Raw genomic sequence first — 25,897 nt, forward strand, 5'->3', positions numbered from 1 at the left:
GCATCGTTGCCTTGGTGAGCCGTTACCTCACCAACTAGCTAATGCGACGCGGGTCCATCCATAAGTGACAGCCGAAGCCGCCTTTCAATTTCGAACCATGCAGTTCAAAATATTATCCGGTATTAGCCCCGGTTTCCCGGAGTTATCCCAGTCTTATGGGCAGGTTACCCACGTGTTACTCACCCGTCCGCCGCTAACTTCATAAGAGCAAGCTCTTAATCCATTCGCTCGACTTGCATGTATTAGGCACGCCGCCAGCGTTCATCCTGAGCCAGGATCAAACTCTCCAATAAAGTTAGTTTGTCTAGCATCTAAAAATAAAAATTGACGTTTCACGTTGTTTGTTTCGTTCAGTTTTCAAAGAACTACTTGGTCGCTCATTTGCGACTTCCTTATGTTAACATCTTCGTTTTTCGATGTCAACTAAGTTTTTCAATTTCTTTTTTGTCGTTTTCTGCGTTTCTGCATCAGCGACGGTTATTAATATATCATGGTGAAAAATGAAATGCAACACCTTTTATAAACTTTTTTTAAAATCACCCACATCTCTTTTTTAATATCATATACTTAAACGAATTATCTCTTTCATGTATAAATAATTTCTACATATATTCTATATAAAGTCACCCTACCCAAAAACATTTCTTTCTATAATAAATGTTTTATTCATATACCATATCATACAAGGAGGAATACATATGGACTATACCGATTTATTAATCAAACTAGGTCTCTCGGCTATTTTAGGGTTCGCTATCGGTTTAGAGCGCGAATTAAAACGGAAACCTCTTGGTTTAAAAACTTGTTTAGTTATTTCTATCATTAGTTGCCTCCTAACAATCGTTTCTATTAAAGCAGCTTACACCTTACCACATACCGATCATATAAATATGGATCCGCTTCGCCTTGCTGCTCAAATTGTTTCTGGCATTGGTTTTTTAGGTGCTGGTGTTATTTTACGTAGAGGAAATGATAGTATTGCGGGATTAACTACCGCAGCTATGATTTGGGGTGCTTCTGGTATTGGTATTGCCGTTGGAGCCGGATTTTATATCGAAGCAATTTTCGGGATGTTTTTCCTTATGATTAGTGTAGAACTTATACCATTAACAATGAAATATATAGGCCCTAGGTCATTTCGCCAACGTGATATCGCTGTGAAACTTGTTGTACGAAATATGGACAATATCCCAATTGTAATTGAAGAAATAAAAGAAATGGATATAAAGGTTAAGAATATGAAGCTCAAAACATTGGAGAATGGCTCGCACTATTTGCATTTGAAATTATGTATCGATCAAAAACAACATACTGCTGATGTTTACTACGCTCTCCAGCATCTGGAAAGTGTTCAACAAACTGAAGTGGAAAGTATGTAACGCAAAACAAACTCTCTTTTAAATTAGAGAGTTTTTCTTTTTTCTATAATGGTAACAATGAATGTAGTCCTGCAAAATAAGGAGGAATAAGAGTTTGAAATCCCGTCCAAATTTAGTAGAAACATTTCGTGATTCCATTATTTTTCGTTTAATCTGTTTTATCATTGTACTTACTGCTTTCTCCGGCTTTCTTATACATAGACTAGAGCCATCACACTTCACTACATGGTTTGATGGAATTTGGTGGTCAATCGTTACCATTTTCACTGTTGGCTATGGTGACTTTTCCCCTCATACAACAATAGGAAAACTTATCGGTATGGGTATTATTTTATTTGGAACCGGTTTTTGTTCTTATTATATGGTTTTATTCGCCACTGATATGATTAATAAACAATATATGAAAATTAAAGGAGAAGAAGCTGCAACTTCTAACAGTCATATGATTATCGTCGGCTGGAACGAACGGGCAAAGCGCGTTGTAAAACAAATGCATATCTTACAACCGAACCTTGATATCGTTTTAATTGATGAAACACTTTCTTTACTTCCGAAACCATTTCATCATTTAGAATTTATAAAGGGATGCCCCCATCACGATCAAATTTTATTAAAAGCTAATATTACAACAGCCCATACTATATTAATAACAGCTGACAAAGAAAAAAATGAAAGCTTAGCAGATACACAGTCCATTTTAAACATTTTAACTGCAAAAGGGCTCAATCCAAACATTCACTGCATCGCTGAACTTCTTACTTCTGAACAAATACAGAATGCAACGAGAGCTGGCGCATCAGAAATTATAGAAGGAAATAAATTAACGAGCTATGTCTTTACCGCTTCTCTCTTATTCCCTTCCATTTCAGGCGTACTATTCTCACTTTACAATGAAATCTCTGATAATAAATTACAGCTGATGGAGCTTTCTCCGGCCTGCACTGGACAAACTTTTGCAAATTGTAGCTATACTCTTTTAAAACAAAACATTCTCTTACTAGGTATAAAGCGTGACGAACAATATATGATTAATCCAGTCCATTCCTTTATTCTCATTGAAAGCGACATACTCATCGTTATTCACCATTAAGAAAATGTTTTTCTAGTTCCTGCATGAGCACTTTCCCAATATTGATATATTTTCTTTTCACATCTCCATCTGGATCTTTCGGCTCAGCAAATTGATCCATTCCACTTGTTCCGGCTGTTAAAGTATTTACATGATCATCTAGTTCGTCTTGATATACGTGCGAAAGAATATACGGCGTTTCAAGACGAACGATTACGCCCGGCACATCTAGTTCACCATTCACCGCTGTAAATGGTACTCGCAGAAATTGATAGCCATCTTCTTCATCGATTTTGTAATCAAAACATCCTTTATCATAATCCCAATTGCCACCAATGCTATATCCGAGTGGCTTCATTATTTCTTCTAACTTATATAACGCATATGTACGTCCTTCTAAATTGGATTGAATTGGAATCAAGTCCATCCCTCCTAGACTTTTTCTTTAGCATACCCACTCTAGTTTGAATATACTGATGGACTTTTCCATGAAATAATAAAAAGCGACCGGAATCGGTCGCTTTTTATTATTTTAAACGCTCTTCTAATTCTGCTTTTAACTCTTCAAATCCTGGTTTACCAAGTAAAGCAAACATGTTTTTCTTGTATGCTTCTACTCCTGGTTGGTCAAATGGATTTACGCCTAGTAAGTAGCCGCTCATCGCACATGCTTTTTCGAAGAAGTATACAAGGTAACCGAATGTGTACTCATTTAATTCAGGGATATTTACGATTAAGTTTGGTACTCCACCATCGCTATGTGCAAGTAATGTACCTTCGTATGCTTTTGTGTTTACGAAGTCTACAGTTTCACCAGCAAGGTAGTTTAATCCATCTAAATCATTTTCTTCTGATTCGATTGTTAGTTCATGTGTAGATTTACCTACTTTCAGAACTGTTTCAAATAAGTCACGACGACCTTCTTGAACGTATTGACCTAATGAGTGTAGGTCAGTTGAGAAGTTTGCTGAAGATGGGAAAATACCTTTTTGATCTTTTCCTTCACTTTCACCAAATAACTGTTTCCACCATTCAGAGAAGTATTGAAGCGCTGGCTCATAGTTAACAAGCATTTCAATTGTTTTTCCTTTATTGTATAAAGCATTACGAACTACTGCATATTGGTAAGCTGGGTTTTCTTCTAGTTCTGATGTACCGAAGTCACCATGACCAGCAGCTGCACCTTGCATCATCTCTTCAATATTTAAGCCACTAACTGCGATTGGTAATAAACCAACTGGCGTTAATACAGAGAAACGGCCTCCAACATCATCTGGAATAACGAATGTTTCGTAACCTTCGTTATCTGCTAATGTTTTTAATGCACCACGTGCTTTATCTGTCGTTGCATAAATACGTTTGCGAGCTTCTTCTTTTCCATATTTCTCTTCTAATAGCTTACGGAAAATACGGAATGCTAGTGCAGGCTCTGTTGTTGTACCTGATTTTGAAATAACGTTAATAGAGAAGTCTTTACCTTCTAATACGTCCATTAAATCTTTCATGTAAGTGGAGCTAATGTTTTGTCCAACAAATAGCACTTGTGGAGTTTTACGTTGTTCTTTAGAAAGTGTGTTGTAGAAAGAATGGTTTAACATTTCGATTGCTGCACGTGCTCCTAAGTAAGAACCACCGATACCTACAACAAGTAAAATGTCAGAGTCATTTTTAATTTTTTCTGCGCATTTTTGAATGCGAGCAAATTCTTCTTTGTCATATTGAAGCGGAAGGTCTACCCACCCAAGGAAATCGTTCCCAGCTCCAGTTTTTTCGTGGATTGCATGATGTGTTACTTTCACTGCATCACGTAAATAAGTGATTTCATGTTCACCGATGAAGGATAACGCTTTAGAATAGTCGAACGTTACATGTGTACTCATCTTTTTCCCTCCAATAATGTATATGTATTTCTGTATTCACTTTAGCGAAACTGAAGTTGTAAATCAAGCGATTCAACAATTGTAAACGTAACCAAAATATATTTTTTAGAAAAAGTTCATTTTTTGCATAAAAATTCGCATTTTTCGGTATAGATGTATATACATCCTTTTTCTTATATTTTTTATGTATAAAAACGACATAACTACACCATTCTATAAAAGAGTTAATTAACTCATCGCTTGCTCATGCTTCACAATTAAGGGGGGCTTTTTCATGAGTACTCTGCAACGTATCGCATTAGTCTTTACCGTAATTGGTGCTGTGAACTGGGGGCTAATCGGGTTCTTCCAGTTTGACTTAGTGGCAGCCATTTTCGGTGGACAAAACTCAGCTCTGGCACGTATTATTTACGGCATCGTTGGTATTTCTGGGCTTATCAATCTTGGTTTACTCTTTAAACCATCAGAAAATCTTGGCACTCACCCAGAAACGAACGAAATCCACTAGTCAGTATGTCTGTATTTCACCTCCGACATACGAATATGATTGCATGCAATCATATTTGCAAATATATATCATAAGACAAAGTAAAAGAGGAACGCTCATATGCGTTCCTCTTTTACTTTGTTAACTCGGACTCTTCAATCCATTCTGTTAGCTTTTCTCGCAGCGTATTGAATCCGTTCTCAGATGGATTCGGTATAAGAATCCGTCCTTGTTTTCTTTTCGCCGCTTTTAACGATAAACTCATTTTTCTGTGTTCTTCATCAATTGAAAGTACTTTTACTTCTACTGTATCGCCGACTTTTAAAAAGTCATGAATATCCTTTACATATCCATTTGTAATTTCAGATATATGCACAAGCCCTTGTGTTTCCGCATCTAACGCTACAAATGCACCGTAATCTTGAATCCCAGTCACTTTCCCTGTTACAACTACTCCTGTTGTATATTGTTCTGACATATGAAACACTCCCATACGTTTACCATTTTCTCTACAATTGTAGATAGCAAAGCAGATGATTTATTGTTAAATATCCGATTAGTTAGTACGTACCCTAAGTAAAGCGACTCAAGATACGCATACCTTATATTAGTAAATTATACCACTATGACAGAACTCATTCAAAATTCATGAAAAAATTTCCTTAAGTAAGTATAATTCTCCAATATTAGGATAGAATACTAACACATGGCTTTCTAGTATTCCCCCCCTTTTATGGACAAAACGTATTGTGTTTTGTCCTTTTTTTATTTTCTATAAACCGTTCCATTCTCTTCATCGCTTCCATAAGCTGTTCAAGCGATGTTGCATACGAGCAACGAATAAATCCTTCACCACTTTCGCCAAATACACTTCCAGGTACAACAGCCACCTTTTCTTCTAATAATAACTGTTCTGCGAATTCTGCCGAAGATAGTCCAGTTGAAGAAATAGAAGGAAAGACATAAAATGCTCCGCCCGGCACATGACATGTTAATCCCATTTCATTGAAAGATGTCGTCATAAAATTACGGCGTTTCTTATAACTATCTCTCATCCGAATTACTTCATCATTCCCCGCGCGTAACGCTTCAAGAGCTGCGAACTGAGACATTGTCGGTGCACACATCATGGAATATTGGTGAATTTTGAGCATTAATTCTGAGAAATGAACAGGAGCTGCAATCATACCGAGGCGCCATCCTGTCATCGCAAATCCTTTTGAAAATCCTGAAATTAAAATCGTATGCTCGCGCATATTTTTAATACTCACGAAACTTGTATACATTTCGTCGTATACAAGTTCTGCATAAATTTCATCAGATAATACGATTAAATTGTACTTCTCAACAATCACTGCTATTTCTTCAAGCTCAGATTTATTTAACATTGCACCTGTTGGGTTATTTGGTGAACAAAGTAAAATCGCCTTTGTTTTCGCTGTAATAGCTGCTTCAATTTGCTTTGGTTGTACTTTAAACTCATTTTCTAAAGTAGTCGCGACCGGAACCGGAACTCCTCCAGCTAATGTTACAAGCGGTGCATAAGAAACGAAACTCGGCTCAATAATGAGTACTTCATCATCAGGATTTATAATGGCACGCATCGCTACATCTAGCGCCTGACTCGCTCCAACTGTAACAATGATTTCATCGTTTGGATCATAAGATACTGCAAATTGTTTTTTTAGATACTTTGCTATTTCTTGACGGAGCTCCAATAATCCTGCATTTGCTGTATATGACGTATATCCTTGTTCTAACGAACGGATACACGCTTGCCTTATATTCCAAGGTGTAACAAAGTCAGGCTCTCCTACTCCAAGAGAAATAACCCCCTTCATATTTGCTGCTAAATCGAAAAACTTTCGAATACCAGATGGTTGTAAAGATTCTGCCGTTCTAGATAGTTCAAATTGCTTCATGGTGTCACCACAATGCGCTTATCATCATCGTTTTTTTCGTAGATAATTCCCTCATGTTTATACTTCTTCAAAATGAAATGCGTTGTTGTAGAAACGACAGATTCAATTGTTGCTAATTTCTCAGAAACAAACATCGCTACTTCTCCCATTGTCTTTCCTTCTAATGTAATAGAAAGATCGTATGTCCCTGACATTAAATACACAGATTTCACTTCTGAATAACGATAAATTTGTTCAGCAACCGCATCGAACCCAACGCCGCGCTTTGGCGTAACTTTCACATCGATCATCGCCGTTAAACCTGTATGTTCTTTCACCTTCGTCCAATCGATATGTGTTACATAATCCACAATAATCTTTTCCGCTTCTAATTTTTCAACCATTTTCTTTACTTCTTCTACTTCTATATTTAACAGCTTCGCTAATGTATCTACAGATAATCGACTACTTTTCTCAAGACAAGCTAATAATTCTAATTCTTTTTCTGTCACCATATAAATCATCCTTCCTTTTCGTTTGTTTCTAAATTATACAAATACCCTTTCCAGTTTGAAAAGAAGATTTTTTTAGTGAATTATGTAAAAATAGAGTGAAACTTTAATCCGCGGAAAAATGCGTGATAAAGCGAAAGGGGATGGAACCGTGAAACCAAAAGTTTATATTGCTGAACCAGTTCCAACATTTGTAGAAAACTATTTATTAGAACACTGTGATTATGAAAAATGGGAGCAAAATGAGAAGGTACCTCGCGATGTCCTATTGGAGAAAATACAAGATAAAGATGGTTTATTAAATTTTGGATCTACTATTAATGAAGAATTATTGGATGTAGCTCCTAACTTAAAAGTAGTGAGCAACATTTCTGTCGGTTACGATAATTTTGATTTACAAGCGATGAAAAAGCGAAATGTAATTGGAACGAACACACCATACGTACTAGATGATACAGTAGCTGACCTTGTTTTCGCTCTTATGTTATCTGCTGGTCGCCGCGTCTGCGAACTCGACTGCTACGTGAAAAATGGTGAATGGAACGACGAAATTAGAAAAGAGCACTTCGGACTGGATGTACACCATAGTACAATCGGTATTATCGGAATGGGCCGAATTGGAGAAGCCGTTGCAAAACGGGCAAAATTCGGATTTGATATGAATGTTCTTTATTATAACCGTCGCCGTAAAGAAGAAGCAGAGCAAAAATTTGGTGCTACATATTGTGATTTACAGGCGCTAATAAAGCAATCTGACTTTATTGTTCTTCTTACTCCATTAACAGATGAAACGTATCACCTTATCGGAGAAAAGGAATTTTCATTAATGAAAGAGACAGCGATCTTCATTAATGCTTCTCGCGGGAAAACAGTAGATGAAGAAGCGTTAATCCATGCCTTAACAGAAAAGAAAATCTTTGCAGCAGGCATTGATACGTTTACACAAGAGCCAATTCAAAAAGATAATCCGCTCTTATCCTTACAAAATGTTGTGACTTTACCGCACATCGGATCTGCAACATTAAAGACTAGACAGCAAATGGCTATGACAGCCGCTGAAAATTTAGTTGCAGGGTTACAAGGAAAAACACCGCCTCATATTGTTCGTGGGTAATACTGAATAAGCGAAAAGCAAGATGACATCGTCATCTTGCCTTTTTTTGTTAACATATTTTTTTCTACCTTGGAGATGATATGAACAAAAATCAATGGAGTGACAAAAAATGAATCACGAATATACTTGTCCTTATTTCACTTTTTCCACTCGCGGCACTACTATTCATTACGAATTGTATGAACATGACAACAAAACGGAACGTCCTACCTTCGTACTCGTTCACGGCTTTTTATCTTCCTCATTCAGTTACCGCCGCCTCATTCCTTTATTATCGAAAGCAGGAACAGTACTAGCTCTTGATTTGCCACCGTTCGGAAAAAGTGATAAGTCTCATCTCTTTAAGTATTCTTATCATAATTTAGCAACGGTTATTATTGATTTAATTGAACATTTATCTCTCTCAAATATTGTGTTAGTTGGGCATTCTATGGGTGGACAAATTTCTCTCTATGTAAACCGTATACGCCCTGAATTAATCTCAAAGACGATTTTACTATGTAGCTCTAGCTATTTAGCACGCGCAACCTTACCTTTACTGTACTCTTCTTATTTACCGTTCTTTCATTTATACGTAAAGAACTGGATTATACGGCGCGGGATTGTTCATAACTTAATGAATGTCGTTCATGATCACTCATTAATTGACGACGAAATGAAGGAAGGTTACTCCGCTCCTTTTTATGACAACCGTATATTCCCTGCTTTAACTCGTATGATACGAGACCGTGAAGGTGATTTATCTTCAACTGAATTACAAAAAATCGAAACACCTACGCTACTCATTTGGGGCGAAAAAGATCGCGTCGTCCCTGTACATGTAGGTCATCGGCTACACAAAGATTTACCAAATTCGAAATTTATTTCTTACGAAAATACAGGGCATTTACTACCTGAAGAAAAACCTGAACATGTTTATGAAGAAATTATCGCTTTTTCTGCGCAATAATATAAAGTGAAACTTTAATTAGTGGGGGCTTCATCCTCCACTGATTATTAGTTGAACCAATCGGGCATTTACGGGCAGTGAATCTCCCCCTAACTTCTTTGCTCTACCCGAATTTTGAGGTGGGAGTTTTACTGCCCGTTAATGCGGGGCAAAAGGCTGTCGGAATATCCGACAGCCTATAATGAACAACTTCCGCCTTCTTTTATTACAAGTAATTCCACAGCTAACTTCTCACACTTTTCAAGCGCAGGTACTTCCTCAAAAGACATAAAGTATATATGTTGAATCTTCTTTGCGATGTATTTCGAATCATCAAACACACTTACGACGTTCACAACATCGCTCGCTTCTGTTTCATAAAACTCCGGTCCCATTTGAAACGGATCCCAATTCTTCACAACCTCTATCATCTTTTCATATGTACCCATTCGCTTCCCGCCTTTTCACTTTTTAATACTTTTCTTTATCCTATCACATCAGCTATTCTATAAGAAGAGAGAGAACTTTCATAACTTATCGGTTTTACAGAAGAAGGGGGCAAACTTATGCAACTATTTCATAAAACAGTCAATCGACGTGGAACTCATAGTACAAAATGGGATACGTATAAAAACGAAGAACTTCTCCACGCTTGGATTGCTGATATGGATTTTGAAGTACCACAACCAATTCAAGCCGCTTTAAAGAAACGTATCGCGCATCCTATTTTCGGTTATACACTTCCTCCCGAAAATATTGGAGATATTATTTGTAACTGGACAAAAAAACAGTACAACTGGGATATTCAAAAAGAATGGATTGTCTTTAGCGCTGGGATCGTTCCAGCTCTTAGTACGAGCATACAGGCCTTCACAAAGGAAAACGAATCTGTTCTCGTACAACCACCTATTTATCCCCCATTTTTCGAAATGGTCACAACAAACAACAGACAATTATGCGTCAGTCCATTACAGAAACAAAATGATACATATGTGATAGACTTCGAGCATTTAGAAAAGCAATTTCAACAAGGCGTCAAACTCATGCTTCTTTGTAGTCCTCATAATCCAATCGGGCGTGTTTGGTCAAAAGAGGAACTCATACAACTTGGCACGTTATGTACAAAATATAATGTAATCGTTGTCGCAGATGAAATTCATGCCGATATTATTTACGGAGATCGTACTCATACACCATTTGCTTCTTTATCTGAAGATTTAGCAGCGCGCACAATTACTTGTATGGCTCCGAGTAAAACATTTAATATCGCTGGATTACAAGCATCGATTATTATCATTCCAAACGAAAAACTCCGTCAAACTTTTACATCTATCCAATATAGACAAGGTTTCCACGGATTAAATACATTTGCCTATACAGCGATGCAAAGTGCCTATACAGAATGTAACGATTGGCTAAATGAAATTCGATTATATATAGAAGATAACGCTGGGTTCGCTTGTGAATATATTAAAGACCACATACCCGCTCTTTCTGTAACGAAACCAGAAGGTAGCTTTTTATTATGGATTGATTGCTCTCGCCTACAGCTTTCTCAAAACGAACGCACCACATTGCTTGAGGGAAAAGGGAAAATCATCGTTGAACCTGGTGAGAAGTACGGATTAGGCGGAGAAGAACATATTCGAATTAACATTGGCTGTCCAAGATCTGTTTTAGAAGAAATCTTAAAGAGACTGCGCCATACGTTTTCATAATAAGAGAGGAGGCCGTTTTGGGACAGCCTCCTTTGTCAGCTTTTGTCGGTAAATCGATATATTTTGAGTTATGGTCGATATATTTCAATAATCGCCGATATAATTTGAGTTGCAGTCGATATATTTCAATAATCGCTGATATATTTCAATCTACGTTCCACAAAAAAAGCTACCATGCACGGTAGCTTTTACTTTTTCTTCATATCCGATGCTTTTTTTACAATCACACCACAAGCAATTCGATCACCTGATTTACCTGCCGGTTGTGTCATACCATCATCAGCGTTTTCTGTAATAATAATAGACGCTCCATCTTTTCTATGAATCGTTGTTTTTCCTTCTTCAAGCGTTATGTGCGGCGCATCGATTTCTGCCTTGATCTTTCCAGAACCGTCTGCAATTACGTTCGGTAAATCACCGTTTTCTGCACCCTCCGGATTAAGAAGTCCATGTTTTTTATTATCAGGATTAAAATGATTCCCAGATGATTCAAAACGTGGTGCTTTACACTCACCAATTTCGTGTACATGTATGCCGTGCGGGCCTGGTGCAAAACCTTCCCCTTTAATCGTAATTTTCACTCCGCTTGTTTGTTGCTCTACTTTCGCAGTCCCCACTTCATCGCCTGAAGCATTATGTAATTTCACGTCAATTTCTTTCGGCTTTCCTTGGTCACAACCTGCCATCAGAAATAATAAACAACAACTAAAAAAAAGCCGTTTTCTCATTCTATTCCCTCCAAAATATATTCTGCCCTTAGATTGTCCGAGCATAGAGGGAAACATACAAAAATGAGTTACTGTTTCTTTTCCGCTAAAAGTTTCTCTTCAACTTTCTGTAATCGCTCCGCTTCTCGTTTTGATACACGAATGAACATACGCCACGTAGCAACGGCACCAATGATAAATAGAACGCAAACAATCCCTGGAATAATATATTCTGTTTTATCTTCCGGAAAATATAAAGGCATCATACGGAACACTCCTTACTATAGGATTTGAAAACCATCAGAATTTTCTGTTATATTATTTTAAATTATAGTTGAACCGATTCATATTCTCAAGGGGTCGTTCCGAAAGCGAATGATTTCTTTGACTCCTCCTCCTACTTTCCTTACTATAAACTTGAGGTGAAAAATATGAGAGAAACATTTGAAATTGGCGAAATCGTTACTGGTATTTATAAAACTGGAAAATACATCGGCGAAGTTACAAATAGCCGCCCTGGCAGTTACGTCGTAAAAGTATTAGCTGTTTTAAAACATCCGGTGCAAGGTGACTTGCATAACGTAAAACAAGCTGACGTACCATTTTTCCATGAAAGACGTGCTCTAGCTTTCCGTGAACAGACGAACATTCCAGAGCAAATGGTGAAAAAATATGAAGGAGAAATTCCAGAGTATACAGAGTCACTCAAATTGGCATTAGAAACTCAAATGAATTCATTTTCTGAAGATGATTCACCTTTTGCGGTTCGTAGTCTAGAAACATTAGAGCAGTTAAAAAAAGACTACAAACTTTAAAAAACAAAACGACCAAATTACATACTGTGCAATTTGGTCGTTACTGTGTACTCACTTTCTTTAACACTTTTGAAAAATCAACGAGTTCTCCTAATGTTGGAGGTGCTGGTTTCACTAAATACTCTTTATCTTTTTCTACTAATTTAAAAATATTATACGTCGTCATCGCATCATCTAGCGCACAATGATGCTTACCCGTCCCTGCTTTTCCATACGCCTCAATTGCTTTCCACAATCCTGTTTGATTTCTCTCCCCAAAAAACTTCTTATACTCAAGTGATAAATCACGACACTGTCCTAAGAACGGAAAGTCTACTCTCGCCATTTCACAATTATGCTTCAACACTTTCATATCCATATTTCCCCACGTAACAATGGTTGGTTTACATCTCCTTTCATATTCTGCAAGTTTTTCAACGAGTTCTGGAAACGAAATACCTTTATCTACGACTTCTTGTTTAATTCCTAAAAATTTCTTACATCGATCTGTTAAAGAAGGAAAAGTTTTCGGCCTAACATAAGCTGAATATGTGTCTTCTACCTTACAGCCAACAACCGAAACGAGTCCTACCTCAATGATTTCTGGGAAAAATCCTTTTGGTTTTTTTCTGTGCTGGGGCATCGTAAACTCAAAATCCAAAAATAAAAATCGTTGTTCATCCATACGATCCCTTCCTTATCATCTTTGTCATTCCTTTCTATTTGACACTCTTACACGAACAAGCTCGAATGCTAATTCCATTTTAAATATTCAGATTGGATGTATCTTATATATATGTCAAATGCCCACAAATATTTTTAAAAATACGAAAAAATGACCTTTGCAGAAAATATAACAAAATAAGCCCTTTCATTTACATCCGACATTTTTCTACTTTATAATGACGTTATGTGTGTTTCATCTAGTTAATTTTTTGACACACTAAGAAAAGTGGATGAAAGGAGATGAGAGTTTTGCACGAAACAACGCAAGAGCTCGCAAACTGGCAGTATTATTTTGCTATCGCAGTCTTTTTAGTTACATATGCCATTATTATTTCTGAAAAAATTAATCGCGCTGTCATCGCACTTCTTGGTGCAGCACTCATGGTAATTATGGGGGTCGTTGATTTACACAACGCCTTTACGAAACATATTGAATGGGGGACGATTACACTACTCATCGGTATGATGATTCTGGTAAACATTACGAGTAAATCGGGCGTCTTCCAATACGTTGCCATTAAAGCAGCAAAAGGAGCACAAGGAAATCCAATTAAAATTTTAATTTCCCTTTCCTTACTTACTGCGCTTGGTTCCGCATTTTTAGATAACGTTACAACTGTACTTCTTGTTGTTCCAGTTACTTTATCTATTACGCGCATACTGCAAGTAAATCCTGTTCCTTATTTACTTTCTGAAATTATTTTTTCAAACATTGGAGGAACAGCAACATTAATTGGTGATCCACCTAACATTATGATTGGTTCTGCAAATAAGCATTTAGATTTCAATGCGTTTCTAATCAATCTAGCTCCAATCGTAATTATTATTATTGCAGTGACAGCGACAATACTTTACTTCATGTATCGTAAACAATTAATTGCTGATCCTGTACAAATTAAAAAATTAATGAGTTTAGATGAAAAGCAATACATTAAAGATCCAGTATTAATGAAAAAATCTTTAACAGTACTTGGTCTTACAATCGTAGGTTTCATGACTCATTCGATCTTCCATGTTGATGCAGCTATCATCGCTTTAACTGGTGCTACTGTACTTATGCTAATTGGTGTGAAAGAACACGAAATTGAAGAAGTATTCGCAAGTGTAGAGTGGGTAACAATCTTCTTCTTCGCAGGACTATTCGTACTCGTTGGAGGACTGATCGATATCGGGCTTATCAAAACGTTAGCTCAAAAAGTAATTGGAATAACGGGCGGAGATATTTCTCAAGCATCTATCCTTATTCTATGGGTATCTGGTATCGCTTCTGCAACAATTGATAACATCCCATTCGTTGCAACAATGATCCCACTTATTAACGATATGGCAGTTGGACTAGGTTTATCACCTTCTGACGCACAAATCGACGTATTATGGTGGGCATTAGCATTAGGTGCTTGTCTAGGTGGAAACGGAACATTAATCGGAGCTTCTGCTAACGTAATTGTTGCAGGTATCGCAAGTCGTGAGGGCCATAAATTTAGCTACATGGAATTCCTTAAAGTCGGCTTCCCAATTATGATCGTTTCATTAATCATTTCTCATATTTATATTTATTTACGCTACCTTATGTAGTAGAAAAAGGGCTGTCCTATGTGGCAGCCCTTTTTTTAATGAACGTGGTTTGTACTTATCCATATCACATGCGCAAATCGTCTGTTCAAAATAACTACTGTTGGTAGAGGAAAAGCATTTTCGTGCTATCAACGAGTAGAAAACAATCTAAAAATAGCAGTTTTCTTTGCCGATTCCTATTCTGCCTAGCAACGTGGAAGTAACGAAAATGCCAATGCTCTATTACATGGGTTTTATCCGAAAAAACAAATTTGAACCTTGTTTCACACCAACAATTGAATCAAGCACTACTCCTTATTAATCAAAGACCAAGAAATGTGTAGTTTAGAAAACTGCCCACGAAGCATTTTAGGAGGAACTGTCGCACTGACAAACTGTAAAATAAAAAAGAGTCCTTCAATTGGACTCTTTTAAAGCTCAGAACAGTTCTTTATTTCTTTAAAAATCGTATCAAACTTCTAATAGCAAAAAATAACGCTATAACCAGAACTATAGAACCAACAACCCATATAGGATTAATGACTGTATGATTAACTTGTCCATACACCATTTTTATCACTCCTAGCTCATTATTCCTCTTTCGCTATGCCCTCATATCATTTTGAGAAAATTATAGATAAAAAACATTTGTCAGAAAACCTTAACTCTAATGTTTTAAATATACCTATAATCACATTCAAACATAATTAATTTGGTAAAATAAAGATTGAAATGTTAATTTTTCTTATTTTTACATTTTTAATAAAAACCCTTATTTTTGGTTCTTAATACTAGCTCGTCGTGTGGATCCGTTCCCCCCACATAGTATTGATTTATATAAAAAGAACAATAATTTGAACGGAAGAATTGGCGATTCGGTGGGGATAATTCCTGATTCAAGTCGAGCAACTTAACCACGTTTTTTATTGACCAACAAAATATCAATTTACCGAAAAAGAGCTGTTCCAAAATATCTTTGAAACAGCTCCACGCATATATCTACTCGTTATACCTCACCGGCTCATTCCGAATAATAAACAAATGAATCGGCAAGAAAACCGAAAATGTGATTGTATGAATAATCGTAAACAATATAGAATTCGTTCCGTATCTATCTAAAATTGCGTAGATAAGATAAATAGACAGCACAATCGATACAGCTGTTGCTAATAAATATAGAATTGGTACGAAGTTAAAGATGAAGCATGCGACATATATGCCAAATACTTTCCATCCTGCTTCTTCTTTTAAGAAATCTGGTAATTTGTCTTTTGCTAAATCCCCCCACGTCTTACTATTTATAAAAGGAATAAACGCAAGAGCACCATCCGTTGCACCATCATTTTTCGCCATCGTATACAGTGCAAAAGCCGTTAACAAATACGAAATAATTGCCCAAATCAATATAACAAGAATAAACGCAAAACTAAGAGCAAAGAAACCTGCTAGTACGCCTTGATCTTCCATCTTATCCTCTCCTCTCTACTCTCAACATATTTCATTACATGGCAAGTTATGTTTTAAAATTCAACCAAACTCTCTGTATAATAATAGGAGCAAGATAATAAGAGAGGAGAACGCAATTATGCATCCATTTGTACAAACATTGCAAGAGCATTTCATAGCTCATAAAAACCTTGAAAAAGCGGAACCGATGGCACGTTATATGAAAAATCACTTCCCATTTCTCGGTATTCAAACACCTGAAAGAAGACAACTATTGAAAGACGTCATCCAAATACATACTCTCCCAGATCAAAAAGATTTCCAAGTTATCGTACGTGAGCTTTGGGATTTACCAGAACGTGAATTTCAAGCGGCTGCACTTGATATTATGCAAAAATATAAAAAGCATGTAAACGAAACACATATCCCCTTCTTAGAAGAACTTATTGTCACAAAATCTTGGTGGGATTCTGTTGATAGCATCGTCCCTACATTTTTAGGGAATATCTTTTTAAAACATCCGGAATTAATCTCTGCCTATATTCCAAAATGGATTGCATCAGATAACATATGGTTACAACGCGCCGCTATTTTGTTCCAGCTAAAATATAAACAAAAGATGGATGAAGAACTTCTTTTCTGGATTATTGGACAACTACATTCTTCAAAAGAATTTTTCATTCAAAAAGCGATTGGCTGGGTCCTTCGCGAATATGCAAAAACAAAGCCCGATGTCGTTTGGGAATACGTGCAAAATAACGAGCTTGCCTCGCTTAGTAAGCGCGAAGCAATTAAGCACATTAAACAAAATTACGGAATAAATAACGAAAAAATAGGCGAGACTCTATCATAGATAGACGCGTTCCTCTATTGAGATTTAAAAAAGAACGTGTTAGAATATGTTCATTATTATTAATATAAGTAGCGATGACGGACTTATAAGTACTTGCACAAAAAGCGATTCAGGGATAGTGAAAGCCTGAAGCCGCAAGGAAACGGCAGTCCCGAGCAATACGTGATAAAGTGGATGCACCTATTGTGTATCAACTAGGGTGGAACCGCGGGCAAACGCTCGTCCCTAGGCAATTAAGCCTTGGGATGAGCGTTTTTTTATGTTTTCTAAAGCATATTCTGCTCGTTTCATAAGTTACCTGAGCACGTCATCGCCAATACGTTAACTTTCAAAAGGAGGATTTTCTTATGTATTCAATGGAACAAGTTGTAAACTTAGCGAAACATCGCGGTTTTGTTTTCCCTGGTTCTGAAATTTACGGTGGTCTTGCAAACACTTGGGATTACGGTCCACTTGGAATCGAATTAAAAAATAACGTTAAAAAAGCTTGGTGGAAAAAATTCATTCAAGAATCTCCATACAACGTTGGTTTAGACGCAGCTATTTTAATGAACCCAAAAACTTGGATCGCTTCTGGTCACGTTGGTAACTTCAACGATCCAATGATCGATTGTAAAAAATGTAAAGCGCGTCACCGTGCCGACAAATTAATTGAAGATGCATTAGATGCAAAAGGCATCGAAATGGTTGTTGACGGTCTTACTTTCGACCAAATGGCTGACTTAATGAAAGAACACGAAGTAAAATGTCCTGATTGCGGTAGCCAAGAGTTCACTGAAATTCGTCAGTTCAACTTAATGTTCAAAACATTCCAAGGTGTTACAGAGTCTAGCACAAACGAAATCTTCCTTCGTCCTGAAACAGCACAAGGTATTTTCGTAAACTTCAAAAACGTACAACGCTCTATGCGTAAAAAGCTTCCATTTGGTATTGGCCAAATCGGTAAGAGCTTCCGTAACGAAATCACGCCTGGTAACTTCACATTCCGTACACGTGAATTCGAACAAATGGAACTTGAATTCTTCTGTAAGCCTGGTGAAGATTTAGAGTGGTTTGCATTCTGGCGTGAAACTTGTAAGAACTGGTTACTTTCACTTGGTATGACTGAAGAAAGCATGCGTCTTCGTGACCACGGTGAAGAGGAATTATCTCACTACAGTAACGCAACAACTGATATTGAATTCAAATTCCCATTCGGTTGGGGCGAACTATGGGGCGTTGCATCTCGTACAGACTTCGATTTAAAACGTCACATGGAACACTCTAACGAAGACTTTAACTATATTGATCCACAAACGAATGAGCGTTACGTACCGTACTGCATCGAGCCATCTTTAGGTGCTGACCGCGTAACATTAGCATTCTTATGTGATGCATACGAAGAAGAGCAATTAGAAAACGATTCTCGTACAGTTCTTCGTTTCCACCCTGCTTTAGCACCATACAAAGCAGCTATCTTACCATTATCTAAAAAGCTATCTGAAGGTGCTACTGAAGTATTCGCAGAATTAGCTAAAGACTTCATGGTAGACTTTGACGAAACTGGTTCTATCGGTAAACGTTACCGTCGTCAAGACGAAATTGGTACACCATTCTGTATCACTTACGACTTCGACTCAGTTGAAGACAAAGCTGTTACAGTACGTGACCGTGACACAATGGAACAAGTTCGTATGCCAATTAGCGAACTAAAAGGTTTCTTAGAGAAGAAAATCCAGTTCTAATTATAAGAAAAAGAGGCGCTCTATTGAGCCGCCTCTTTTTACTTTTCACGTTTTTCTTTAATTGCTACTGTACATCTTGAAATACATAATAAATCGTCATTTTCATCAATGATACGCACATCCCAAACCATCGTTGAATTTCCTCTATGTATCGGTGTCCCGATCGCTGTTACAATTCCATCTTTCTTTGAGCGAATGTGATTTGCATTAATTTCTAGACCAAAACAGATGCATTTCTCTTGATCAATTAAATTGTATGAGCCAACGCTTGCTACTGTTTCTGCTAATGCAAGAGATGCACCACCGTGTAAAAAACCAAACGGCTGATGCGTACGCTCATCAACAGGCATCGTAGCAACCACCTTATCTTCTGTCATCTCTAATAACTCAATTCCAAGTGAATCCATTAAAGTTTTTGCCATATCGCTTCCCCCTTCTCTCACTGTAATTAAATGTATAATTTTACCTGTTTATTTTCAAACTACGTATAACACTTATATAAGGAGGTTTCACCTAAATGAAACAGAAATTTTGTATACTATTACTTATGTTCTCCTTGCTGACTATTGTACCAAATTGTGCACTAGCAGCCAAAGCATCCAACCTGACAATCGATGTTCAGACTGTAACGCAAAAAGGTAAGAAACCTTATATAGAATATCAAATTAACAGACCTTCGTTTCACAATTTTTCCGATTCTAAATTTCAAAATAAGCTCAATTTCTATTACAAAAAGTCTACTGACAAATTTAAAACGAAATTAGAAAAAGACGCAAAAAAATATTATAAAGAAACAGAAGGATCTAGTACACCATTTCATCCGTACGTGGCGAATGTTGATTATAAAGTCTCCTTAAATAAATTACCGTTTCTCAGCCTATATGTGAATTACTATCAATATACAGGCGGAGCACACGGTCTTTATACGTGGAAGGCAAACACATTTGATTTAAAAGAAAAAAAGTTACTACACTTAGACGATTTATTTCAACAAGAAGATACATATAAAGAAGTAATCCGTGCTGAGATTGTAAGACAAATTAAACGAAATGAAAGCATTTATTTTCCCGATGCAACTGAAAAGGTCATGAGTACGAAAAAGTTCCACTTCTTTTTAGAACCAGATAATCTCGTCATTTATTTCCCTTTATATGAGATTGCTCCTTATTCAAGTGGAATTCCTCAATTTCGTATTCCGTATACATTGCTAAGAGATTATTTGAAGCCTTCTTATCAAAATATTTTAATTGACAACAAGTAAATATTTTCGCTACGATAATGTTAACCTAAAAACAACAGGAGGTTAACATTATGAGGAGATTTCATGTTTTAGATTTAGCATTAGCTGCCATGTTCGTTGCTCTTATGGCCATTGGTGCAAATATTGTATCTTGGGCACCATTCCTGCAGGTAGCGGGAGTCCCATTATCTATGCAACCATTTTTCGCAATTTTAGCAGGGCTTCTTCTTGGAAGTAGACTTGGCGCATTATCAATGACAGTTTACATGCTTGTCGGAGTAGCAGGTGCGCCAATCTTCGCTAACTTCAAAGCTGGATTGGGGGCACTTTTAGACCCTACTGGTGGTTTTATTATCGCATTTATTATTGTTGCTTACGTATCCGGAAAACTAGTAGAACAAAATGAAAAACCAACATTTCGTACATTTGCACTTGCCTCTTTCACAGGAATCATTTTAACGTATATTATCGGTACTACTTATATGTACGGAGCAGTCAATATTTTCATGGGTGGTAATATGAGTTATAAAACAGCTTGGATGATTATGATGTGGTTCGCAGTAAAAGATATTGTGTTTACAATTATCGGTGCTATTATCGCACCTCGCATATACTATGCTGTACGTCGTTCCGCTTATCAGCATTCTCACTCGACGATTTCATAATAAAAAAAGGAGTTATTTCAGCGCACTGAAATAACTCCTTTTTTATATTAAGAATCTTGATTCGTATGTTCTTCTAAAATTTTCTGCATCATTGTAACCATGTCATCACGTAATTCTGGGTGCTGCAGGGCCATTTCGATTGTCGTTTGAACGAATCCTAACTTTTCACCTACGTCGTAGCGCTTTCCTTCGAAATCGTAAGCGAATACACGTTGAATTTCATTTAAGTTTTGGATTGCATCTGTTAACTGAATTTCCCCACCAGCACCAACATGTTGCTGTTCTAAGAACATGAAGATTTCAGGTGTTAAAACGTAACGTCCCATAATTGCTAAGTTTGAAGGTGCTGTACCTGCTGCTGGTTTCTCAACGAAATTACGAACTTGGTAACGGCGTCCTTCTTGCTCTAATGGGTCAATAATTCCGTAGCGGTGTGTTTCATCTTCTGGAACCGTTTGTACACCAATAACAGAAGAAAGCGTTTTATCATATTCTTCAATTAATTGACGTAAACATGGTTTTTCAGCTTGAACGATATCATCACCTAATAAAACAGCGAATGGCTCGTCACCGATGAATTTACGTGCACACCAAACTGCATGACCTAATCCTTTTGGTTCTTTTTGACGGATATAGTGAATATCTACCATTTTTGAAGAAGCCTGTACTTTTTCAAGTAACTCATACTTTTTCTTTTCTAATAAGTTTTGCTCTAACTCAAATGCATTATCAAAATGATCTTCAATAGAGCGTTTCGTTTTACCAGTAACGATAATAATATCTTCGATTCCTGATTTTATTGCTTCTTCTACAATGTATTGGATAGTTGGTTTATCTACTATCGGTAACATTTCTTTTGGCATTGCTTTTGTAGCTGGTAAAAAACGTGTTCCTAATCCAGCTGCTGGGATTATCGCTTTTCTTACTCTTTTCATCACAAAATACCCTCTCTTCTGTCAGAATCAATAACGATTATTTCCTTACATAGAACAAAAGGGAGGTTTCACTCCCTTTTGTTCTCTACTACTTAAAATTACTTTATATTATAAACGATTCATAATATCTTCTTTAATAGTAAGTAACTTTTGTTCACTATTTTGTAAAGAACTATCTTGTACACCAAAGTAGAACTTGATCTTCGGTTCAGTTCCAGATGGACGTAAGCAGAACCAAGAACCATCTTCTAATTGATATTTTAACACATTTGATTTCGGTAAGTGAATCTCTTCTTTATGTCCATCTTGTAAAGTTGTAACGATGCTCGCTTTATAGTCTTCAACTGCTACAACTGTTAAGCCCGCTACTTCTTTCGGAGGATTTTCACGGAATGTTGCCATCATCTCTTGGATTTGTTCCGCTCCATCTTTTCCTTTTAGCGTTAACGATACAAGATCTTCACGGAAGAAACCGTACTTCGCAAATACTTCTAATAGACCATCGTATAACGTTTTACCTTGTGATTTGTAGTATGCAGCTACTTCACATGCAAATAGAACAGATTGTACTGCATCTTTATCACGGCAGAATGGACGGATTAAATAACCATAGCTTTCCTCATAACCGAATTGGAATTCGTATTGTCCGCTTTCTTCATACTGTCTAATTTTCTCACCGATAAATTTAAATCCAGTTAACGTATCAACTGTATCTAAACCGTATGCTTTCGCGATTGTACGGCCAATTTCAGACGTTACGATTGTTTTTAATACAACACCGTTCTCCGGAAGCGTTCCGTTTTCTTTCTTTTGAGATAATAAGTAATCAAGCATTAATGCACCTGTTTGGTTACCAGTTAATACTTGGAACTCACCATCGTGATTACGAACTGCAACGCCTAGGCGGTCTGCGTCAGGATCCGTTGCGATTAATACATCTGCGCCTACCTTCTCACCGTCACGAATTGCATACTCAAACGCTGCATGCTCTTCTGGGTTCGGTGATTTTACTGTAGAGAAGTTCGGATCTGGTAACTCTTGCTCTTTTACAACTGTTACATCTGTAAATCCAACTTCTTCTAAACCACGGCGTACAGAAATATTTGATGTTCCGTGTAGTGGTGTAAAGACGATTTTTAAGTCTTTCCCAACATTTTGTACCATTTCTTTATTAATAATGACATTGTTCAATTCTGCTGCATATGCATCATCTACTTCTTGTCCAATGATATGTAATAAACCGTCAGCTTTTAATTGCTCCACATCGGCAACCTCAACTGTTAACTCATCTTCTACTGCATTTACGTAGCTAATTAACTCATCAGCTTCTTTTGGAGGCAACTGCCCACCATCTTCACCGTATACTTTATAACCGTTATATTCCGGCGGATTATGGCTTGCCGTAAGAACGATTCCACTTACTGTATGTAAATAACGAACTGCGAAAGAAAGCACTGGCGTTGGACGTAAGCTTTCAAACACATATGTTGTAATACCGTGCGCACCAAGTGTAGCAGCTACTTCCATTGCAAATTCAGGTGATTTATGACGAGAATCGTACGCAACAACAACACCTCGTTTTTTCGCTTCTTCACCTAATTTTTCAATAAATTTCGCTAATCCTTGCGTTGCTTTACGAACTGTATATACGTTTAAACGGTTCGTACCAGCACCAAGTTCACCACGCATACCACCTGTGCCGAATTCTAGATTTTTATAAAAGCTGTCCTCGATTTTCTTCTCATCTTGCTTCATGTTTTCTAGCTGTTCTTTTAATTCTGCATCTAATTCTGCATAGGAAAGCCAGCGACTAAATTCTTGTTTCCAGTTCATGTTTCTATCTCCTCTCGCTTGTCTTACCTTTATTATATGAAAAAAACAACCTGTATCTCAATATTTTTTACAATCTAACAGGATTTTACTAGTAATATTTGTATACACTATGGTTAAATACTCCACTAAAGGGAATGAGGATTATGCAAGAATGGGGCTTGTCAGAAGAGCTCAAAATACAAACAAAGCAAATGATTGAAATCGCTGAGAAAGAATTATCAATTATGAGGCAAGCAATTGATAAAGAAGATGAATGTATTTTGTGCAAAATGGAAGATATTCATCATATGTTAGCAAACGTACAAACATTGGCAGCTACATACTATATTCAAGCCTATTTATCACCTTATACGGAAAGCTCACATTCTATTACAGCAACTGTCCAACATTTAAGCGCCCGAAAACACGGGGCTCTTATTGTTGTGGAAAGAAACGAGCCGCTTGACTCTCTCATTCAAACCGGAACAACATTACATGCTCATTTAACCTCACCGTTACTTGAATCCATTTTCTATCCAGGTAACCCCCTTCATGACGGAGCCGTTCTCGTTAAAAATAATCATATTGTTTCAGCTGCCAATATTCTTCCACTGACGAAAAGCACAGAAGTCGATCCTGAGCTAGGAACACGTCACAGAGCTGCCATTGGCTTATCAGAAAAAAGCGATGCCCTTATTTTAGTCGTCTCTGAAGAAACTGGTCGCACTTCATTCGCTTTAAACGGAACGTTATATACGATTTCCTTGTAAAATAAAACGAGTTACTGTGCGAAAAGACGCCCCTAGTCATACCAATAAAAAAAGGCTGTTCCAAAATGTTGGAACAGCCTTCTCTTATGATCTTATTCTTCTCCGAAACGTTCAACAAGTGTTGCAAGTGTACGTACCATTGCACCTGTTGCTCCAGCTGGTCCTAAATCATGCGCTCCTGATGTTTCAGATGTTCCAGCGATGTCTAGGTGTACCCAAGGTGTACCTTCAGCGAATTCACCTAGGAATGTACCTGCCATAACCGCATGTCCTTCGCGGCCTGGCGAGTTATTTAAATCAGCAAACTTACTGTTTCTCACGCGTTCTTTATCACGATCAAAAATCGGTAATTGCCAAATTGATTCATCTGTTTCCATAGATGCCTCTAGCACTTGCTCAAACAATTCTTCATTATTTGTCATTGCGCCTGTCGTATGATTTCCAAGTGCAACAATTACACCACCTGTTAATGTCGCAACATCAATAAGGTAGTTTGCACCTAATTTTTTCGCATACGTAATACCATCAGCTAACGCTAGGCGACCTTCTGCATCTGTATTTAATACTTCAATTGTTTTTCCGCTCATAGATGTGATTACGTCATCTGGCTTAAATGCTGTACCACTTACAACGTTATCAGTTGATGGAATAACAGCGATCACATTTTGCTCTGGGCGAAGTTCTCCGATAATTTCCATCGCACCTAATACAGCAGCAGCACCGCCCATATCACCTTTCATACCAACCATGCCTTCACGCGGTTTTAAAGAATAACCACCTGTATCGTATGTAATCCCTTTTCCAACGAATCCAATGACATCTGTCCACTCTTCTTTTCCTTTATAAATAAGAGCGATCATTTTTGGTGGCTCTGTACTACCTTGGTTTACTGCAAGTAACGCCCCCATACCAAGCTCTTCCATCTCTTCTTTCTCAAGAACTTTATAATCCATATCATACTTTTCCGCTAACTCAACAGCATACTCAGCAAGCTTTGTCGCTGTTAATACGTTTGGCGGCATATTTACAAGTGTACGAGCTGAATTTGTTGCACGTCCATGTACGTAGCCAACTGTTAATGCAGCTTCAATTTCTTGTGCATCTTCCGCCGTAATAGCCGTGAACTTCTCTAATTCCACACGATCCTTTTTATCTGATTTATACGTTTCTAATTCATATGTACCAAGACCTTGTACTTCTGCTGCAATGTGAGCTACATCAATCGCGTCTAATTTCTCTGTTACGAAAGAATCAAGTAAGATTGCTGCATCTTGTACTTTTGCTGCCTGTAACGTTTTAAACGCCTTACCAAGAGCAGCACGCAATGTTTCTGTCGTGTAAGACTCTTTCTTACCTAAACCAACGAAATAATAACGTTTCACATTTGTTTTTCCTAAACTATGTACTTTTGAAATAGCTTTCTTCTTAGTAGAAAGTTCTTTCTCTTCTAATAAAACTTGTAGTTGTCCTTCAAACGCTTTGTCCAGTTCTTGTACAAAACTACTCGTTTTCTCTTCTTCAAATAAGGCAACAATTACTGCTTCACGGCTTGCTAATTCTTTTTGTACTTGAAACATGTTCAGACCCCCTAAATTTCTCTACTCTGCCTTTATTATAACTTTATTTTCGATAAAATGCGACAATTCTAACTTCTGCTATTAACTCCATTATGAAACAAAAAGA

Annotated in this window: 27 protein-coding genes and 1 rRNA gene; 13 read left to right on the top strand and 15 right to left on the bottom strand. The window is 37.2% G+C overall.

The window, feature by feature from the left end:
• Positions 1-293, bottom strand: a 16S ribosomal RNA gene (locus ACTFOB_RS11895); the annotation flags it as partial.
• A gap of 405 nt (positions 294-698) precedes the next feature.
• On the opposite strand from ACTFOB_RS11895, the gene ACTFOB_RS11900 reads away from it, so the two are divergent.
• Both ACTFOB_RS11900 and ACTFOB_RS11905 read left to right on the top strand, forming a co-directional pair.
• Positions 699-1,379, top strand: coding sequence for an MgtC/SapB family protein (locus ACTFOB_RS11900; RefSeq protein ID WP_151632430.1), 681 nt, complete (start codon positions 699-701; stop codon positions 1,377-1,379).
• A 94-nt stretch (positions 1,380-1,473) separates the two neighbouring features.
• Positions 1,474-2,469 carry a potassium channel family protein gene (locus ACTFOB_RS11905; protein WP_151632428.1) on the top strand — a complete coding sequence of 332 codons (996 nt, stop codon included), beginning with the start codon at positions 1,474-1,476 and terminating at the stop codon, positions 2,467-2,469.
• On the opposite strand, the gene ACTFOB_RS11910 is transcribed toward ACTFOB_RS11905, so the two are convergent.
• Positions 2,456-2,869: a YugN-like family protein gene (locus ACTFOB_RS11910; RefSeq protein WP_140392583.1), complete on the bottom strand. Its 414-nt coding sequence runs from the start codon at positions 2,867-2,869 to the stop codon at positions 2,456-2,458. The genes ACTFOB_RS11905 and ACTFOB_RS11910 overlap by 14 nt on opposite strands.
• 106 nt (positions 2,870-2,975) lie before the next feature.
• Positions 2,976-4,328, bottom strand: coding sequence for a glucose-6-phosphate isomerase (locus tag ACTFOB_RS11915; protein WP_440026084.1), 1,353 nt, complete (start codon positions 4,326-4,328; stop codon positions 2,976-2,978).
• A 274-nt stretch (positions 4,329-4,602) separates the two neighbouring features.
• Between ACTFOB_RS11915 and ACTFOB_RS11920 the strand changes: the two genes are divergently transcribed.
• On the top strand, positions 4,603-4,836 hold the full coding sequence (locus ACTFOB_RS11920) for a DUF378 domain-containing protein (RefSeq protein ID WP_000105787.1): 234 nt from the start codon (positions 4,603-4,605) through the stop codon (positions 4,834-4,836).
• Between the two features lie 112 nt (positions 4,837-4,948).
• On the opposite strand, the gene yugI is transcribed toward ACTFOB_RS11920, so the two are convergent.
• The 3 genes from yugI to ACTFOB_RS11935 form a co-directional block, all read right to left on the bottom strand.
• The gene (gene yugI / locus ACTFOB_RS11925; RefSeq protein WP_000003765.1) at positions 4,949-5,293 is read right to left on the bottom strand and encodes a S1 domain-containing post-transcriptional regulator GSP13; all 345 of its coding nucleotides are present in this window, start codon (positions 5,291-5,293) and stop codon (positions 4,949-4,951) included.
• 253 nt (positions 5,294-5,546) lie between these two features.
• A complete protein-coding gene (locus ACTFOB_RS11930; RefSeq protein WP_440026086.1) occupies positions 5,547-6,737 on the bottom strand; it encodes an aminotransferase in 1,191 nt (396 codons plus the stop codon).
• Positions 6,734-7,231, bottom strand: coding sequence for an Lrp/AsnC family transcriptional regulator (locus ACTFOB_RS11935; RefSeq protein ID WP_000255701.1), 498 nt, complete (start codon positions 7,229-7,231; stop codon positions 6,734-6,736). The genes ACTFOB_RS11930 and ACTFOB_RS11935 overlap by 4 nt, the downstream gene beginning before the upstream one ends.
• Positions 7,232-7,349: 118 nt before the next feature.
• Between ACTFOB_RS11935 and ACTFOB_RS11940 the strand changes: the two genes are divergently transcribed.
• The gene (locus tag ACTFOB_RS11940) at positions 7,350-8,342 is read left to right on the top strand and encodes a 2-hydroxyacid dehydrogenase (RefSeq protein ID WP_440026089.1); all 993 of its coding nucleotides are present in this window, start codon (positions 7,350-7,352) and stop codon (positions 8,340-8,342) included.
• Between the two features lie 109 nt (positions 8,343-8,451).
• On the top strand, positions 8,452-9,291 hold the full coding sequence (locus ACTFOB_RS11945) for an alpha/beta fold hydrolase (RefSeq protein WP_001015206.1): 840 nt from the start codon (positions 8,452-8,454) through the stop codon (positions 9,289-9,291).
• A 176-nt stretch (positions 9,292-9,467) separates the two neighbouring features.
• On the opposite strand, the gene ACTFOB_RS11950 is transcribed toward ACTFOB_RS11945, so the two are convergent.
• Entirely contained in the window at positions 9,468-9,719 is a 252-nt protein-coding gene (locus ACTFOB_RS11950; protein ID WP_000537644.1) for a YugE family protein, read from the bottom strand.
• 117 nt (positions 9,720-9,836) lie between these two features.
• Between ACTFOB_RS11950 and ACTFOB_RS11955 the strand changes: the two genes are divergently transcribed.
• Positions 9,837-10,988 carry a MalY/PatB family protein gene (locus tag ACTFOB_RS11955; RefSeq protein ID WP_440026091.1) on the top strand — a complete coding sequence of 384 codons (1,152 nt, stop codon included), beginning with the start codon at positions 9,837-9,839 and terminating at the stop codon, positions 10,986-10,988.
• A 188-nt stretch (positions 10,989-11,176) separates the two neighbouring features.
• On the opposite strand, the gene sodC is transcribed toward ACTFOB_RS11955, so the two are convergent.
• Both sodC and ACTFOB_RS11965 read right to left on the bottom strand, forming a co-directional pair.
• Positions 11,177-11,716 (bottom strand): superoxide dismutase [Cu-Zn], encoded by a 540-nt coding sequence (gene sodC / locus ACTFOB_RS11960; RefSeq protein WP_440026092.1) that lies wholly within the window; start codon positions 11,714-11,716, stop codon positions 11,177-11,179.
• A gap of 68 nt (positions 11,717-11,784) precedes the next feature.
• Entirely contained in the window at positions 11,785-11,961 is a 177-nt protein-coding gene (locus ACTFOB_RS11965; protein WP_000982763.1) for a hypothetical protein, read from the bottom strand.
• A 165-nt stretch (positions 11,962-12,126) separates the two neighbouring features.
• On the opposite strand from ACTFOB_RS11965, the gene ACTFOB_RS11970 reads away from it, so the two are divergent.
• Positions 12,127-12,510: a kinase-associated lipoprotein B gene (locus ACTFOB_RS11970; protein ID WP_001209345.1), complete on the top strand. Its 384-nt coding sequence runs from the start codon at positions 12,127-12,129 to the stop codon at positions 12,508-12,510.
• Between the two features lie 40 nt (positions 12,511-12,550).
• Here ACTFOB_RS11970 and kapD read toward each other — a convergent pair whose 3' ends face one another.
• The gene (gene kapD / locus ACTFOB_RS11975; protein ID WP_151632414.1) at positions 12,551-13,174 is read right to left on the bottom strand and encodes a 3'-5' exonuclease KapD; all 624 of its coding nucleotides are present in this window, start codon (positions 13,172-13,174) and stop codon (positions 12,551-12,553) included.
• Between the two features lie 290 nt (positions 13,175-13,464).
• Here kapD and ACTFOB_RS11980 point away from each other — a divergent pair, with 290 nt between their 5' ends.
• Complete coding sequence (locus ACTFOB_RS11980; RefSeq protein ID WP_440026095.1) at positions 13,465-14,790, top strand: ArsB/NhaD family transporter; 1,326 nt, start codon at positions 13,465-13,467, stop codon at positions 14,788-14,790.
• Positions 14,791-15,768: 978 nt separating this feature from the next.
• On the opposite strand, the gene ACTFOB_RS11985 is transcribed toward ACTFOB_RS11980, so the two are convergent.
• The gene (locus ACTFOB_RS11985; RefSeq protein WP_151632410.1) at positions 15,769-16,236 is read right to left on the bottom strand and encodes a hypothetical protein; all 468 of its coding nucleotides are present in this window, start codon (positions 16,234-16,236) and stop codon (positions 15,769-15,771) included.
• Positions 16,237-16,354: 118 nt separating this feature from the next.
• Between ACTFOB_RS11985 and ACTFOB_RS11990 the strand changes: the two genes are divergently transcribed.
• Together ACTFOB_RS11990 and ACTFOB_RS11995 are read left to right on the top strand one after the other, a co-directional pair.
• A complete protein-coding gene (locus tag ACTFOB_RS11990; protein WP_440026097.1) occupies positions 16,355-17,068 on the top strand; it encodes a DNA alkylation repair protein in 714 nt (237 codons plus the stop codon).
• Between the two features lie 347 nt (positions 17,069-17,415).
• On the top strand, positions 17,416-18,792 hold the full coding sequence (locus tag ACTFOB_RS11995) for a glycine--tRNA ligase (protein ID WP_353822480.1): 1,377 nt from the start codon (positions 17,416-17,418) through the stop codon (positions 18,790-18,792).
• 38 nt (positions 18,793-18,830) lie between these two features.
• Here ACTFOB_RS11995 and ACTFOB_RS12000 read toward each other — a convergent pair whose 3' ends face one another.
• Complete coding sequence (locus tag ACTFOB_RS12000; RefSeq protein ID WP_001140608.1) at positions 18,831-19,214, bottom strand: hotdog fold thioesterase; 384 nt, start codon at positions 19,212-19,214, stop codon at positions 18,831-18,833.
• A gap of 95 nt (positions 19,215-19,309) precedes the next feature.
• Between ACTFOB_RS12000 and ACTFOB_RS12005 the strand changes: the two genes are divergently transcribed.
• Complete coding sequence (locus tag ACTFOB_RS12005) at positions 19,310-20,053, top strand: DUF3298 and DUF4163 domain-containing protein (RefSeq protein WP_440026099.1); 744 nt, start codon at positions 19,310-19,312, stop codon at positions 20,051-20,053.
• Positions 20,054-20,103: 50 nt separating this feature from the next.
• Positions 20,104-20,697, top strand: a complete 594-nt coding sequence (locus ACTFOB_RS12010; RefSeq protein ID WP_440026100.1) for a biotin transporter BioY — start codon at positions 20,104-20,106, stop codon at positions 20,695-20,697.
• 47 nt (positions 20,698-20,744) lie between these two features.
• Here the strand turns inward: ACTFOB_RS12010 and galU are convergent, their stop codons facing one another.
• Together galU and ACTFOB_RS12020 are read right to left on the bottom strand one after the other, a co-directional pair.
• On the bottom strand, positions 20,745-21,632 hold the full coding sequence (galU, locus tag ACTFOB_RS12015; RefSeq protein WP_440026102.1) for a UTP--glucose-1-phosphate uridylyltransferase GalU: 888 nt from the start codon (positions 21,630-21,632) through the stop codon (positions 20,745-20,747).
• Positions 21,633-21,740: 108 nt separating this feature from the next.
• Entirely contained in the window at positions 21,741-23,465 is a 1,725-nt protein-coding gene (locus ACTFOB_RS12020; protein WP_440026104.1) for a phospho-sugar mutase, read from the bottom strand.
• 143 nt (positions 23,466-23,608) lie between these two features.
• On the opposite strand from ACTFOB_RS12020, the gene cdaS reads away from it, so the two are divergent.
• Entirely contained in the window at positions 23,609-24,214 is a 606-nt protein-coding gene (gene cdaS / locus ACTFOB_RS12025) for a sporulation-specific diadenylate cyclase CdaS (protein ID WP_001158734.1), read from the top strand.
• Positions 24,215-24,306: 92 nt separating this feature from the next.
• Here the strand turns inward: cdaS and pepA are convergent, their stop codons facing one another.
• Complete coding sequence (gene pepA / locus ACTFOB_RS12030; protein ID WP_440026106.1) at positions 24,307-25,791, bottom strand: cytosol aminopeptidase; 1,485 nt, start codon at positions 25,789-25,791, stop codon at positions 24,307-24,309.
• Positions 25,792-25,897 lie beyond the last annotated feature (106 nt).

The sequence above is a fragment of the Bacillus cereus group sp. MYBK79-1 genome (assembly GCF_051915365.1).
GTDB lineage: Bacteria > Bacillota > Bacilli > Bacillales > Bacillaceae_G > Bacillus_A.

Bases quoted from the DNA above. Each gene is read 5' to 3' on its own strand.
- ACTFOB_RS11920 (WP_000105787.1), top strand. From the start codon at position 4,603: ATGAGTACTCTGCAACGTATCGCATTAGTCTTTACCGTAATTGGTGCT.
- ACTFOB_RS11930 (WP_440026086.1), bottom strand. From the start codon at position 6,737: ATGAAGCAATTTGAACTATCTAGAACGGCAGAATCTTTACAACCATCT.
- ACTFOB_RS11935 (WP_000255701.1), bottom strand. From the start codon at position 7,231: ATGGTGACAGAAAAAGAATTAGAATTATTAGCTTGTCTTGAGAAAAGT.
- ACTFOB_RS12005 (WP_440026099.1), top strand. From the start codon at position 19,310: ATGAAACAGAAATTTTGTATACTATTACTTATGTTCTCCTTGCTGACT.
- ACTFOB_RS11950 (WP_000537644.1), bottom strand. From the start codon at position 9,719: ATGGGTACATATGAAAAGATGATAGAGGTTGTGAAGAATTGGGATCCG.
- ACTFOB_RS12010 (WP_440026100.1), top strand. From the start codon at position 20,104: ATGAGGAGATTTCATGTTTTAGATTTAGCATTAGCTGCCATGTTCGTT.
- cdaS (WP_001158734.1), top strand. From the start codon at position 23,609: ATGCAAGAATGGGGCTTGTCAGAAGAGCTCAAAATACAAACAAAGCAA.
- pepA (WP_440026106.1), bottom strand. From the start codon at position 25,791: ATGTTTCAAGTACAAAAAGAATTAGCAAGCCGTGAAGCAGTAATTGTT.
- ACTFOB_RS12020 (WP_440026104.1), bottom strand. From the start codon at position 23,465: ATGAACTGGAAACAAGAATTTAGTCGCTGGCTTTCCTATGCAGAATTA.
- ACTFOB_RS11955 (WP_440026091.1), top strand. From the start codon at position 9,837: ATGCAACTATTTCATAAAACAGTCAATCGACGTGGAACTCATAGTACA.
- ACTFOB_RS11985 (WP_151632410.1), bottom strand. From the start codon at position 16,236: ATGGAAGATCAAGGCGTACTAGCAGGTTTCTTTGCTCTTAGTTTTGCG.
- ACTFOB_RS11945 (WP_001015206.1), top strand. From the start codon at position 8,452: ATGAATCACGAATATACTTGTCCTTATTTCACTTTTTCCACTCGCGGC.
- ACTFOB_RS11915 (WP_440026084.1), bottom strand. From the start codon at position 4,328: ATGAGTACACATGTAACGTTCGACTATTCTAAAGCGTTATCCTTCATC.
- sodC (WP_440026092.1), bottom strand. From the start codon at position 11,716: ATGAGAAAACGGCTTTTTTTTAGTTGTTGTTTATTATTTCTGATGGCA.
- ACTFOB_RS11940 (WP_440026089.1), top strand. From the start codon at position 7,350: ATGCGTGATAAAGCGAAAGGGGATGGAACCGTGAAACCAAAAGTTTAT.
- ACTFOB_RS11995 (WP_353822480.1), top strand. From the start codon at position 17,416: ATGTATTCAATGGAACAAGTTGTAAACTTAGCGAAACATCGCGGTTTT.
- kapD (WP_151632414.1), bottom strand. From the start codon at position 13,174: ATGGATGAACAACGATTTTTATTTTTGGATTTTGAGTTTACGATGCCC.
- ACTFOB_RS11990 (WP_440026097.1), top strand. From the start codon at position 16,355: ATGCATCCATTTGTACAAACATTGCAAGAGCATTTCATAGCTCATAAA.
- ACTFOB_RS11965 (WP_000982763.1), bottom strand. From the start codon at position 11,961: ATGATGCCTTTATATTTTCCGGAAGATAAAACAGAATATATTATTCCA.
- galU (WP_440026102.1), bottom strand. From the start codon at position 21,632: ATGAAAAGAGTAAGAAAAGCGATAATCCCAGCAGCTGGATTAGGAACA.
- ACTFOB_RS12000 (WP_001140608.1), bottom strand. From the start codon at position 19,214: ATGGCAAAAACTTTAATGGATTCACTTGGAATTGAGTTATTAGAGATG.
- ACTFOB_RS11970 (WP_001209345.1), top strand. From the start codon at position 12,127: ATGAGAGAAACATTTGAAATTGGCGAAATCGTTACTGGTATTTATAAA.
- ACTFOB_RS11900 (WP_151632430.1), top strand. From the start codon at position 699: ATGGACTATACCGATTTATTAATCAAACTAGGTCTCTCGGCTATTTTA.
- yugI (WP_000003765.1), bottom strand. From the start codon at position 5,293: ATGTCAGAACAATATACAACAGGAGTAGTTGTAACAGGGAAAGTGACT.